11 protein-coding genes are annotated in these 13090 nt (G+C 64.2%); 4 read left to right on the forward strand and 7 right to left on the reverse strand.

What is annotated here, in order from left to right; all coding sequences use genetic code 11:
• Positions 1 to 81: 81 nt before the first annotated feature.
• A complete protein-coding gene (locus ABIE56_RS14210; protein WP_429244440.1) occupies positions 82 to 876 on the reverse strand; it encodes an SDR family NAD(P)-dependent oxidoreductase in 795 nt (264 codons plus the stop codon).
• A gap of 80 nt (positions 877 to 956) precedes the next feature.
• Between ABIE56_RS14210 and ABIE56_RS14215 the strand changes: the two genes are divergently transcribed.
• The gene (locus ABIE56_RS14215; protein ID WP_429244441.1) at positions 957 to 1394 is read left to right on the forward strand and encodes a winged helix-turn-helix transcriptional regulator; all 438 of its coding nucleotides are present in this window, start codon (positions 957 to 959) and stop codon (positions 1392 to 1394) included.
• Here ABIE56_RS14215 and rtcA read toward each other — a convergent pair.
• From rtcA to ABIE56_RS14230, 3 genes are all read right to left on the reverse strand, one after another.
• Positions 1391 to 2404, reverse strand: coding sequence for an RNA 3'-terminal phosphate cyclase (gene rtcA, locus ABIE56_RS14220; RefSeq protein ID WP_429244442.1), 1014 nt, complete (start codon positions 2402 to 2404; stop codon positions 1391 to 1393). The two genes, ABIE56_RS14215 and rtcA, sit on opposite strands and share 4 nt — an antisense overlap.
• Positions 2405 to 2423: 19 nt before the next feature.
• Positions 2424 to 3644 (reverse strand): RtcB family protein, encoded by a 1221-nt coding sequence (locus tag ABIE56_RS14225; protein WP_429244443.1) that lies wholly within the window; start codon positions 3642 to 3644, stop codon positions 2424 to 2426.
• Between the two features lie 292 nt (positions 3645 to 3936).
• The gene (locus ABIE56_RS14230; protein ID WP_429244444.1) at positions 3937 to 5493 is read right to left on the reverse strand and encodes a vWA domain-containing protein; all 1557 of its coding nucleotides are present in this window, start codon (positions 5491 to 5493) and stop codon (positions 3937 to 3939) included.
• A gap of 172 nt (positions 5494 to 5665) precedes the next feature.
• On the opposite strand from ABIE56_RS14230, the gene rtcR reads away from it, so the two are divergent.
• Complete coding sequence (gene rtcR / locus ABIE56_RS14235) at positions 5666 to 7255, forward strand: RNA repair transcriptional activator RtcR (RefSeq protein WP_429244445.1); 1590 nt, start codon at positions 5666 to 5668, stop codon at positions 7253 to 7255.
• Positions 7256 to 7277: 22 nt separating this feature from the next.
• Here the strand turns inward: rtcR and ABIE56_RS14240 are convergent, their stop codons facing one another.
• From ABIE56_RS14240 to ABIE56_RS14250, 3 genes are all read right to left on the reverse strand, one after another.
• Complete coding sequence (locus ABIE56_RS14240; RefSeq protein ID WP_429244446.1) at positions 7278 to 8033, reverse strand: DUF6624 domain-containing protein; 756 nt, start codon at positions 8031 to 8033, stop codon at positions 7278 to 7280.
• Positions 8034 to 8065: 32 nt separating this feature from the next.
• On the reverse strand, positions 8066 to 9247 hold the full coding sequence (locus ABIE56_RS14245) for an MBL fold metallo-hydrolase (protein ID WP_429244447.1): 1182 nt from the start codon (positions 9245 to 9247) through the stop codon (positions 8066 to 8068).
• Positions 9248 to 9367: 120 nt separating this feature from the next.
• Complete coding sequence (locus tag ABIE56_RS14250) at positions 9368 to 10420, reverse strand: NAD(P)-dependent alcohol dehydrogenase (protein WP_429244448.1); 1053 nt, start codon at positions 10418 to 10420, stop codon at positions 9368 to 9370.
• A 109-nt stretch (positions 10421 to 10529) separates the two neighbouring features.
• Here ABIE56_RS14250 and ABIE56_RS14255 point away from each other — a divergent pair, with 109 nt between their 5' ends.
• On the forward strand, positions 10530 to 11420 hold the full coding sequence (locus ABIE56_RS14255) for a LysR substrate-binding domain-containing protein (RefSeq protein ID WP_429244449.1): 891 nt from the start codon (positions 10530 to 10532) through the stop codon (positions 11418 to 11420).
• Between the two features lie 100 nt (positions 11421 to 11520).
• Complete coding sequence (locus tag ABIE56_RS14260) at positions 11521 to 12747, forward strand: MFS transporter (protein WP_429244450.1); 1227 nt, start codon at positions 11521 to 11523, stop codon at positions 12745 to 12747.
• The last annotated feature ends 343 nt before the right edge of the window (positions 12748 to 13090 follow it).

The raw sequence follows: 13090 nt of genomic DNA on the forward strand, positions 1-13090 counted from the left end.
ATGCCACAGTTTAGCGTGCATTCGTACGTTCCGTGGGTGAAAGGTCGGCTAAGCCACTGTCGTGGTTACCTCCCGGCCACTTTACGCGCGGTAGCGCGGGGCCACTTCCTTGCGCGACAGGTTCGGACCCATGGCGACACGAGCGTCGTTATAGGCCTTGTACTGGCCCTCGTCGTGCAGCGGCGGGATGGTGACCACTTCGCCACGGTCGAAGCCGAGGAGGGCGGCGTCCACGAGGTCGGCGGTTTCCATGACCATGCCGGGAAGCAGGGCTTCCGGATCCTTGCCCGAGTTCTCCCAGATTTCCGACTTGGTCGCGCCCGGCAGCACGGCCTGCACGTGCACGTTGGTCCCCTGCAGGCGCGACGCAAGGCCGAGGGTCACGTTGAGCAGATGTGACTTCGTACCGCTGTAGATGCCGTCCATCATTTCCGGCGCGAAGGCCAGCACGGAAGCGATATTGATGATGGCGCCCTTGTTGCGCTTGACGAACTGCTGGGCAGCTTCGGCCGTCAGTACGGTCGGCGCGACGGTGTTGATCGCCAGGATCTTTTCGATATTGGCGGCATCGTTCTCGAGGACGCTGCCCTCAAGCGAGATACCGGCGTTATTCACCAGCAGGGTGATCGAGCTGTCGTTGGCCAGCAATGCCTCGACCTTGGCCAGGTCGGCGCGGGAGGTGAGGTCGGCCTGCAGCGCCTGGACCTTGCGGCCGGTGCGTTCGGTGATCTTCCGGCCCAGTGCTTCCAGGCGGTCGAGGCGACGGGCGACCAGGATCAGGTCGTAGCCGCGATCGGCCAGGCGCTGTGCATAGACCTCGCCGATACCCGACGAAGCGCCCGTAACGATGGCCGTGCCTTTGGATTCAGTGCTCATAGCGTGTCTCCCGATAGGGTTGATTGCATAGTGAAAGTAACTAGGTTGCCATACGATAGTGACTCGACTATCATTTTGCAATGGACATCGAAAAACTTTCTTCGGGTACCTGCCCCATCTCCCGTGCCCTGGCCCTGGTCGGGGATGCGTGGAGCGCGCTGATCCTTCGCGATGCCAGCCGCGGCATGACCCAGTTCGACCAATTCCGGACAAGCCTGGGCATCGCCCCGAATATTCTTTCGCGGCGGCTCAAGGCGTTGACGGAGGCGGGGGTGCTGGAGAAGCGCCGCTACAGTGAGCGGCCACCGAGGGATGAGTACATCCTGACCCCGGCCGGCATCGACTTCTTGCCGATCCTCGCCGCCATGGGCGAATGGGGCCGGCGCCACAACGGCGCCGGCGAGCTGAGCCAGTTGGTGAACCCGGCGACAGGCGCACCGGTGGAAGCGGTCGTGATCGACCGTACGACGGGCGAATTGCTCAGCCCGGCGAACATGCGGCTGGAGATGCCGGCTTAACGGTCGACGGCGACGTTCCAGCGGCCGCGGCCTTCGTCGCGGAAGGTGAACTCGACCGGGAGGAACTTCTCGATCAGGGCCGCGTTACTGCGCGTGTGGTCGGACGGTTCGAGGGTGCTGAAGCTTCCGCGGCCGGCAAGCGCCATGGGCAGTAATAGCTGGTCGGCCAGATAGGTATCGGCGAACACCCCGGCTTCGACCCACGCCTTCGCTTCGGCGCATACCCGCTCGGCCACGGCTTCGGCCGTGACACGCTTCTGGCCGAAGCCGGTAAACACCGCGGCGCCGTGTTCCGTCCCGAACCGTATGGATAGCGCGTTGCCCGGCCCTGACGCCTGGCGCACCTCGTGAACCGACCACTCGTCACCCGCCAGGCCAAGCCGTGCCCTGGCAACGGCCAGCTCGCGCTCCGCGATCCTGGCGGGAATCGCGGATACGAGGGCCAGCGCATGGCGCTCGATCATATTGCCGCGCTCAAGCAGATGTACCTCGGCCGGGCGGCCGCTCTCGCGCAGGTCCATGCGAATGCTTCCGCCGCCCGCCGGATAGAAGCCGTGGCTTTCCAGGTTAAACGTTGCCTCGAGGCCCATCCTCGCCAACACGGGCAGGAACGCCTCGGCGATGAAGTTCGCCGAGGGGGCCTGGGGATTGTGCGTACCACCCTCGATCGCCAGCCCGGCCGTCACACCATGCATCCACAGCGCGGGCAGCACCGTCTGCAGCACGAGGGTGGTCGAGCCCGCCGTACCAATCGTCCAGCGATGCTGGCCACCGCGCACGCCGCGCGGGCTAAAGCGCAACGCCATGGAACCCGGTTGCGCGCCTTCCACGATGGCATCGCCCACATCCCGCGCGGCTTCGACCGCCGTCAGATGTTGGCGCAGCAAGCCTGGCCGCTCACGCTTTCCCCGTATGCCATCCATGGCGAAGGGCTCGCCGGTGCACAGGCTGAGTGCCAGTGCGGTACGCAACAGCTGACCGCCGCCGGCCTGTCCATTGATCTCGATCATGTCCTTTTTCCTTGTTTCCTTAGCCTTTCACGCACACCACCTGGCGCAACGTGTGGACGATTTCGACCAGGTCTTCCTGCGCCTTCATTACCGCGTCGATCGGCTTGTACGCGGCCGGCGATTCGTCGATGACATCCGCGTCCCTGCGGCATTCCACGTGCGCCGTTGCCTTGCGGTGTTCCTCGAGCGAGATCTGCTTCTTCGCCTGGGTACGACTCATCACGCGGCCGGCACCGTGGCTGCAACTGTTAAAGCTTTCCTCGTTACCGAGGCCACGAACGATGAAGCTACGGGTTCCCATGCTACCCGGGATGATGCCGAGCTCACCTTTTCGCGCGCTCACGGCGCCCTTGCGGGTCACGAACACATCCTTGCCAAGGTGGCGCTCACGGCTCACGTAGTTATGGTGGCAGTTCACCGCCTCGGCCCATGCCTCGAACGGCTTCGTGATCACCCTGCGTGCCGCATCCACGACGTGCTGCATCATGATCGCGCGGTTGGTGCGTGCATAGCGCTGCGCCCAATCCACGGCGAACACGTAATCACCGAAGTGCTCGCTCCCCTCGGGCAGGTACGCGAGGTCCTGATCCGGCAGGTTGATCATCCAGCGGCGCATATCTTCCTTCGCCAGTTCGATGAAGTGCGTGCCGATTGCGTTTCCCACGCCACGCGAGCCCGAGTGCAACATGAACCACACGCGATCCTCTTCATCCAGGCATACCTCCACAAAGTGGTTGCCCGTGCCCAGCGTACCGAGGTGGTGCAGGTTGTTCGTGCGCGCCAGCTTCGGGTACTTGTCGGTGATGAGGCGGAAATCGGTCACCAGTTCATGCCATCCCGAGACCGTGGCCTCCGGCGGCGTTTCCCACGCGCCCTTGTCGCGGCGGCCCAGCGTGCGACCGTGCGGCACGGCCGCCTCGATCGCATGGCGCAGGCCACGCAGGTCATCAGGCAGGTCGGAGGCCATTAGCGTGGTACGCGTGGCGATCATGCCGCAGCCAATATCCACGCCGACCGCCGCCGGCACGATGGCGCCGATCGTCGGAACGACCGAGCCCACCGTCGCGCCCTTGCCCAAGTGCACGTCGGGCATGACCGCCAGCCAGCCGTGGACGAAGGGAAGCTTCGCGATGTTGATCAGCTGCTGCCGTGCTTCGACCTCCAGCGGCACGCCGCGGGTCCAGCTCTTGATCGGCACGGCGCCTGGCTCGTTGATGACTTCGTATGCAGTGGTACTCATGGTGTTCGTCCTGATAACACAGATAAATAGGTGCGGCGACAAGGAGGCGTGGAGAACACGGCCGAAGCCGCGGGGGATTCGAACCCCATCGGCCCTTGCGGGCCTTTTCCAAGTAGCTCCACGAGCATTCGCCGCGAAGTGAAACGGGGTTGCTGGCCCCGGGAAACGACAACCATGGCCCGGCACATGACGGCCGCGAGGGGACGCCACACGTGACAGGTGTAGTACCAGGCCGCATTCGCTTCCCGCCGGCCCTCCCGGTGGGCCCATTCCCACCGGGAGTAAAAACGTCTTACAGGGGCGTCGCCTCGATCTGCTCCACCCAGCGCATCGCGCCTTCGGTATCGGCCGCGTTGGCCAGCAGGCCGAACACAGCATCACTAAAGCCCGCGATGTGCAGGATGTCGCTGTCGTGACCGTCGAACTGGCTGGTGGCATATGGCTGCAGGTCGATGCATGCCAGTCGTGCCTGCGGATTCAATGCCTTCAACGCGATCCATGCCTGCATCGCTGCCGTGCCATCCTGCATGTTGCGTACGTCAAACCAGCTCTGGTTATCTGAAACGATCACCAGCAGATCGACCTTCGCCTTCTCCGCCACCAACTGCGTGATCGGTGCGCTCACCGCAGTGCCGCCGGTGACCAGCTTGGCCAGTTCCCGCGCCTGTTCCATGACGCCCACCGTGGATCGAGCCCGGTAAGGCACCACCGCGTGGTTGAACGGGATGATCCGCACGCCGCGGTTCGCCCGCTTGAGGGCAGCAGCGATCAAGGCTGCCACTTCAACGCACGTCGCCACCGATGTCGCGCCCTTGCGGTAGCCGGTCACCGGCGACGCCATGGAGCCGGAGACGTCGATGGCCACTACGACCCTGCCCGAGAGCACAGGAACCGTGGATGTCGCGGTTTCCAGCGCATCGTGCAATGCATCGGCGATCACCCGCGGCATGGACCCTTCCGCTGCGCGGTACGCCACCATCAATTGATAGGGGAGTACGCGCGCCTCGCGGATCGCCTGCGGGCTCCGCAGGCGCCAGGCGATGGCTTGCGTGAACGCCTTGTCCTTGAACAGGTCATGCCGTGCGAACGTGTTGAGGTTCATGCGGGTGGCCTGCCAGGAGCCTCGCAGCGCAATCACCTTGCGTTGCTTGGCACTAAGCGGCAACGAAGCAAGGAATTCGCGCGGCAGGTCGGGCGGCGTGCCGGTGGGATCGGCCTTGAAGCATTCGTACGCTTGCACCTCGGCTGGCAGCACCAGCGGTACGTGCGGGCGGTCGAGCAGCCAGGCATAGAGCGCCTCGCGGCCGGCATCGGCAGGGCGCGGGTGCACCATGCGAATCACGTCCGACAAGGATGGCTCCGTGCCCACGGAGGCCGCAAGAATCGACATGGTCGACGCCTGCTCCAGCCATTGCTGCACGAGGCGCTTAGGCCGCGTTCCCAGCGAACGACGCCCCGTCACACCGCTGCGCATGATCTGCACGAAGTTGCGCAACATACGGCCGTTGTCGATCACCCGGTTGAATGCTTTCTCCAGCGCACCGCCATCGCGGCTGGCGAGGTGGGCGAGCAACAGCGCGGGCATGTCCTTCATGTGGGCATGCTGACGAGCATGAATGGCGACCTTGGCCACGAATTCGGCCGGCACCGCCGCGCACAGCGCGAGCGCCTTCGCCAGTTGTGCGTGCTCGCTGGCGTAGTAAGTACCGTTGAGGCAACCGGTCACCGCGTACTGCGCGAGGGCCGCACGGGGGTCGCGAAGGTAGGCGGTGCCGCCTGCCTCGTTGACCGTGTTGGTCTGCGGGCCGGCGGTCGTGCGTGCGCTCTTGAATAGGTTGCTGTTGGCCATCGTGACGGCTCCTCTGGGTGCTGACCAGATAGAGCAGGAGCCGTGCCAACCCCAGTATGATCTTTATAAATATCTGATTATTATGGAAACATAAGAATGTTTCGCACCGACGAGCGCTCGCCAGACTCCATGGTTCCGATATTCTTGTATCGTTAGTTATATGGATAGATCAGTGAAGACCAAGGTCGTGATGGGGTTCCTGGGCACCCAGCTCGATGCGGGCGAAAAGCCGGATCGTTGGGAGCGGTGGCGGCCGACGGTGTCGCTGGGCATGCACGAGGACTTCCTCGTGAGCCGCATCGAACTGCTCGCCGACGAGCGCCGTGCATCGCGCACGCTGAAGCGCGTGGTGGAGGACCTTGGGCAGGTGTCGCCCGAGACGACGGTGAAGGTCCACGACACCTACATCGAGAACCCATGGGATTTCGAATCCGTCTACGAGACGCTGTACGCGTTTGCCCGCGCCTACCCGTTCGATCTGGAGAACGAGGATTACTATTTCCACATCACCACCGGCACCCACGTCGCGCAGATCTGCCTCTTTCTCCTGACCGAGAGCCGGCACCTGCCTGGGCGGCTGTTGCAGGCATCGCCGCCACGCCACGCAGGCGTCACCGCGAGCGTGGGCGAACTGAGCGTTATCGATCTGGATCTTTCGCGCTACGACCGCCTGGCACAGCGATTCCAGGGCGAGAAGCAGGAAGATCGCACGCACCTGAAGAGCGGCATTGCCACGCGCAACGCTGCGTTCAACCGGATGATCGATCAGATAGAAACGGTAGGCAGCCGCTCCTCCGCACCCATCCTGCTGATGGGCCCGACCGGTGCGGGCAAGAGCCAGCTCGCGCGCCGGCTGTTCGAGCTAAAACAGGGGCGCAGGGAAGTCACAGGTCGCTTTGTTGAAGTGAACTGCGCCACGCTGCGTGGCGATGGCGCAATGAGCGCGCTGTTCGGCCACGTCAAAGGCGCTTATACGGGTGCCGCAGGCGAACGCGCTGGCTTGCTGCGCAGCGCCGACAAGGGGCTCTTGTTTCTCGACGAAATTGGTGAGCTGGGTGCCGATGAGCAAGCCATGCTGCTGCGCGCCCTGGAAGACAAACGCTTCCTCCCCGTCGGCGGCGATCGGGAAGTGGCAAGCGATTTCCAGTTAATCGCCGGCACCAACCGGGATCTTGGTAAGCGGGTGGCCGAGGGCCGGTTTCGCGACGATCTCTATGCCCGCCTGAACATCTGGTCGTTCCATCTGCCGGGCCTCGCCGAGCGCATGGAAGACATTGAGCCGAACCTTGATTACGAACTCGACCGCTTCGCCCGTGATGAGAATCGCCGGGTCACGTTCAATAAGGAAGCGCGGGCGCGCTACCTCGCGTTCGCGACCTCGGGCGAGGCACCGTGGTCAGGCAACTTCCGTGATCTCGGCGCCTCCGTCGTGCGCATGGCCACGCTGGCACCGGCCGGCCGCATCAACGAGGCGTGCGTGGAGGAGGAACTGGCGCGTCTGCGACGCCTGTGGCGCCAGGAAGGCGGCGGAGACGTGTTGCGTGAACTGCTCGGTGACGCGGTCGATGAGATCGACCTGTTTGATCGCGTGCAGCTGGCCGAGGTGGTGAAGGTATGCCGCCGCTGCCGCACCGTATCGGAGGCGGGACGGCAGCTTTTCGCTGCGTCGCGGGCAAAGCGCGCCAGCACGAACGATGCCGACCGGCTACGGAAGTACCTTACGCGCTTCGGGCTCGCGTGGGAGACGATCACGCAGGCGTAGTACGCGCCTGCGTGATGTGGCGCTAGCGGGCCGTGCTTGATGCCGGTGCCGGGCTGGGGTCCGGCGCGTAGAAAATGCGCAGGGCGCACTCGTAGTCAGCGTGCGGCATGAGGTCCATCGAGGCGCGACGCTCATCGAGGTGCGCGGGATCTTCCACCGGGTCCATTTTCATGTCGGAAAGATCCTTCATGTTCGTTCCGGCGTACTGCGTGCCATAACGCTGCGGCTTGCCCTCGTGGCGGAGCACGCGATCTACCAGCATCGCGACGTCGCTCTTTTTCAGCTCGCCCGCCTCGCCCCGGGCGGTGACCTGCGGCAGCATCGATTGCATGAAGGGCACATCGGCCACGGCGTGCTGCACGAGAATGAATGCGGCGTTGACTCCCGCAAGGCCAACCGCGTTGGCATGCGGGAAGCCATCCTTGCTGAATCGCGCCTTCATCCAGGCCAGGTTGTCCTTGTCGACCTTATCCATGGCGTCGAAGCGGGCCTTGTCCTGGGGTGATGCGATCCACGCGTTGCGTGCGCTCTGATCCGCCGCAGCGCGCTTGAGCAGTTCATCGCGCAAATCAGGGTCGGAGAAGCCGCCAGCGTTGTTGTCACGCTCGATACCCGCCGACGAAAGTGCGGGTTGCGCCTTGGCCATCTTCTCGGTCCATGCCTCCACGGCCGGGCATTTCGCCTTCACGGCATCGTCCTTCGCATCGGCGAGAGCGGTACCGGCGGCGAGGAGACACAGCACGGCAATGGCGCCACGGCGAACAAGCGACTGATACATGGGAGTTCCCCTCCTTGAGCGGTAGACCCGCCTCAATGGCAGGCGGGCACGGTGTACGGGTGGTTCGGCTCGCCATCCTTCGAAGCGATGATTGGGGTCTGCTCGCGCGTTGACCACGGTTGCGCGGGCCACCAGCGTGGGACCACGGGATGTGTCGTGGGTTCCACCGCTTGCCCGGGCTCCGGAATCAACACATCCACATGGGCACAACGTGCGGCGGCGAGGATACGTTCCGGTGGCTCGGTCCAGGCGTGGTGAGCTAGCTTCACCAGGCCCCAATGCACGGGTATCAGCGTACGGGCACGAACTTCCTGGTGCACCAGCACCGCCTGTTCGGGCCCCAGATGCCAATCCGGCCACTGGGCGTCGTACTGGCCGGCTTCAATAAAGCTCACATCGAACGGGCCGTACTTCTCGCCCACATCCGGGAAGCTGTCGTTGAGCCCCGTGTCGCCCGAATAGAACACGCGGTGATGCGGCCCGACGAGCGCATAGCCTGTCCACAGGGTCTGGTCGCTGCGGGCGCTGAGACGTCCTGATGCATGGCGCGACGGTGTAGACACGATGGTGAGCGCGCCCACTCTTGCTTCCTGCCACCAGTCGAGCTGGGTGATGCGATCGTTGGGAATACCCCATCCCACCAGGTGCGAAGCGATGCCCAGGGGCACGATGAAACGCGCGCCACGTTCGTACAGCGCCTGCACCGACGCGCGATCGAGATGATCGTAATGGTCGTGCGATATCACCACGACATCGACCCGCGGCAGGTGATCCATGGGTACGGGTGGCGGGTACCAGCGCTTGGGGCCCAGCCAGCCAAACGGCGAGGTGCGCTCACTCCAGAACGGATCGACCACGACATTCACGCCATCGATCTCGAGCAGCATCGACGAGTGGCCGAACCAGGTGACGCGCAGGCCGGTGGCCGGGGGTGTTTTGTACACCGCCGACGAATCGACCGTGGGTACGGGGCGGTCAGGCTCTTCGCCTGGCTTCGATTCAAAGATCTGCAGGATGCCGCCGCGCAGGTTCGAGAACATCGGCTGCGGATTCTGGAACTGATCGCCGTGCCATTCTGGCGATTGCTCGTTGCGAGCGAGGAATTCGCCCTTCGGCAGCGTGCCGATGTTCGGCCATGCGGTGATCGCGACGAAGGCGAGAAAGGCGAGGAGCAGAGCGGCAAGGTAGCCGAGGTACCGGAAGAACCGTTTCAATCCATGGGCTCCGCTGATGACGCGGTTACCTTATCCGAAAAACGGTAGGAGCGCGCTTGCGCGCGATGGGGTTTGTGGCAAGACCCGATCGCGCGCAAGCGCGCTCCTACATGTACCTATTTAAGCCTTCGGCATCGACGCCATGTCGATCACGAAGCGATAGCGCACATCGTTCTTCGCCAGGCGCACGTACACCTCGTTGATGTCGGCCATCTTGACCATCTCAACGTCGGACACGATGTTGTGCTCAGCGCAGAAATCCATCATCTCCTGGGTTTCGGCCATGCCACCGATGGCCGAACCGGCGACGGTGCGGCGCGGCAGCATCAGTGCACCACCCGGGAATGCATCGAGCGGGGTGAGGGCACCGACGAGCACCATCGTGCCATCGAGCTTCAGCAGCATGAGGTACGGCAGGATGTCGTGGCTGACGGGCACCGTGTTCAGCAGGAAATCGAACTTGGAGGCCGCGGCTTCCATCTGCTTCGGGTCGGTCGACACCAGCACTTCATCCGCACCCAGGCGCTTGGCGTCCGCGCCCTTCGCTTCGGAGGTGGTGATCATGGTGACGTGCGCGCCCATGGCCTTGGCGAACTTCACGCCCATGTGGCCAAGGCCGCCCAGGCCGATCACACCAACCTTCTGGCCGGGGCCCACGTTCCAGTGGCGCAGCGGGGAGTAGGTGGTGATGCCGGCGCAGAGCAGCGGGGCAGCGGCCTTGAGATCGAGCGTGTCGGAGATCTTCACCACGAAGCGCTCTTCGGTGACGATCTCGGTCGAGTAGCCGCCGTAGGTCGGCGTCTTCTTGTCCTGCTCGGTGCCGTTGTAGGTAAAGCTGGTGTGCACCGTGCAGTACTGCTCCAGGTCCTTCTGGCACGACTCACAGGTGCGGCACGAATCGACCATGCAGCCGACGCCGGCGTAATCGCCGACCTTCAGCTTCTTCACTTCCGAACCCACCGCCTTCACGCGGCCGACGATCTCGTGGCCCGGGACCATGGGGAACGTGGAGTTGCCCCAGTCGCCCTTGGCCTGGTGCAGGTCGGAGTGGCAGACGCCGCTGAAGAGGATCTCGATGTGCACGTCGTGCGGGCCGACATCGCGGCGGTTGAACGTGAACGGGACGAGGGGCGACGTGGCGTCTTTGGCCGCAAAACCGTGGACTTCAAACATGGGTGTCATCCTCTACAGGGGTAAAAGTTAAGCCGGGAACGATAACCCTCAACAATGGATCGCGCCAACGGGACTTTTTGGACGAATCATTGAGGTATTCTTCATAATCATGCGCCCAGACAACCTCTCGCATCTCGCCGCGTTCGCGGCCGTCGCCCGCCATGCCAGCTTCCGCAAGGCCGGCGCCGAGCTCACCCTGACCACCTCCGCGATCAGCTACGCCATTCGTGGGCTGGAGGAGCGGCTGGGGGTCACCCTTTTCCACCGCACGACGCGAAGTGTCTCGCTGACCGAGGCCGGGCAGCGTTTGCTCGAACGGCTGCAGCCCGCCCTGCGCGACGTGGGTGATGCCCTGGAGGAGATGAACGACTTCCGGGCCCACCCCGCGGGAACGCTCCGCATGAACATGCCACGAGTGGCCGGGCAACTCTTGTTGCCACCGCTCCTGCCGGGCTTCCTGGCGGCTTACCCGGATATTCATTTCGAGGCGGTGGATGATGACGGCATGATCGACATCGTCGCATCGGGGTATGACGCCGGTATTCGCTTCCATGAATCGGTGCCCGAAGACATGATCGCGGTGCCGTTCGGCGGCATGCAGAAGGGCGCCTGCGTGGCGTCGCCCGAGTACATCGCCCGGCGCGGCGTGCCGTTGCATCCGTACGACCTGCTGCAGCACGACTGCATCCGGTTCCGCTTCCCCAGCGGCCGCCTCTATAAGTGGGAGTTCGAGCAGGGCGAGACCAAGCTCGAACTCGATGTCCGCGGCCGCTGCACGTTCGGCGACCTGTGCGTCTCGATCGACGCTGCGATCGCTGGTGTGGGCCTGACCCTGGTCCTCGATGACCAGGTGGACGAGTACGTCCGCGACGGCAAGCTCGTCCGCGTCCTCGAGGACTGGTGCCCGCCGTACCCGGGCTTCATGGTCTATTACCCCCGCCAGCGCCGGGTCACCTCGGCCCTGCGCGCCTTCATCGAATACCTGCGCGACCACACCTGACCGCCTTGCAAGCGCTGGCACCCGTAACCCCTGCGGCGTAAACTAGCTCCATGTTGCGCCGCACAACGGCGCCCGCCAACGTCCCAGGCCCCGCATCCCCATGACTTCCGCCGCCCCCGCACTCGATCCGGGCACCCCGCCCGTCCGCGCGCCCCACGTCGGGCTCGTCATCCTTGCCCTTGCCGTGGGCGGCTTCGCCATCGGCACGACCGAATTCGCCTCGATGAGCATGCTGCCCCTGTTCGCGCAGGGCCTGGGTATCGATGCACCCACCGCTGGCCACGCGATCAGCGCCTATGCGCTGGGTGTGGTCGTGGGTGCGCCGATCATCACGGTGCTGGGCGCACGCATGCCGCGCCGTCGCCTGTTGCTCCTGCTCATGGCGATGTTCACCGTGTTCAACGGCCTGACTGGCCTGTCGCCCAATTACCACTGGATGCTGGTCTTCCGCTTCCTGGCCGGTTTGCCCCACGGTGCCTACTTCGGCGTGGCCGCCCTGGTAGCGAGTTCACTCGTCCCGGCCAACCGGCGCACGCGCGCCGTGGGCCAGATGTTCCTGGGGCTTACCGTCGCCACGATCGCCGGCGTACCGCTGGCGAGCTGGCTCGGCCAGGCCGTGGGCTGGCGTTGGAGTTTTGCCCTGGTCGCACTGCTCGGCATCGCGACCATGTCCGCGGTGTTCGCCTTCGCACCGAATACGCCTGCCGACGCGAACGCGAGCCCGATGCGCGAACTCAGCGCGCTGAAGCGTTCGCAGGTGTGGATCACGCTGGGCATCGGCGCAATCGGTTTCGGCGGCATGTTCGCGGTGTACACCTACCTTGCGGATATCCTGCTCAGCGTCACCCACATGCCGCTCTCCACCGTGCCGTGGATCATGGGTGTGTTCGGCATTGGCATGACCCTGGGCAACATGGTCATCCCGGTGTTCGCGGACCGCGCGCTCATGCGCACGGCCGGCGCGTTGCTCGTCTGGGCGATTGTCGTCCTGGCGATCTTCCCGTTCACCGCCGGCAACGTGTGGACGCTCGGAATCACCGTGTTCTTCATCGGTTTGGGCGGCGCGCTCGGCACCGTACTTCAGACACGTCTCATGGATGTCGCCGGTGATGCGCAGGCACTTGCCGCTGCACTGAACCATTCCGCGTTCAATACGGCGAATGCGCTCGGTCCCTTCCTCGGTGGCCTCGCGATCGCGAACGGCTACGGCTGGACGTCGCCCGGTTGGGTCGGAAGCGGCCTGGCACTGGGCGGCCTGCTGCTCTGGGCCGTGTCCGTCGCCGTGGAACGAAACAGCGAAGCGCAGGAAGCGGCGCAGGCCTGCTGATCGTCCCGGCGAGTTTCGGCACTCGTCATCGGAGAACTCCTACATCATCGCGCGGGCGTCGCCTAATATGCGCCGCGCAATGTAGGAGGCACGATGATGGACATGACGATCACAGACGCCACACTTCTTCATGAGCTCGACAGACTCGCCTCTTGCACCGGGCGTGACGTAAGCGATCTCGTCACAGAGATTTTGCGCGAACACTTGTGTGCGAGTTCCACACGAATCTCGTCGAATCCCAACGATGCTCCCGGCAGCGCAGCCAAGTTACTCGCCGACATTCGCGCTGATTTCGCGGAGGTTGGCTGGTTGGAACTAGATCTCTCTGACAGTCGTACCCTCC

It is taken from the genome of Luteibacter sp. 621 (assembly GCF_050435445.1).
Lineage (GTDB): Bacteria > Pseudomonadota > Gammaproteobacteria > Xanthomonadales > Rhodanobacteraceae > Luteibacter.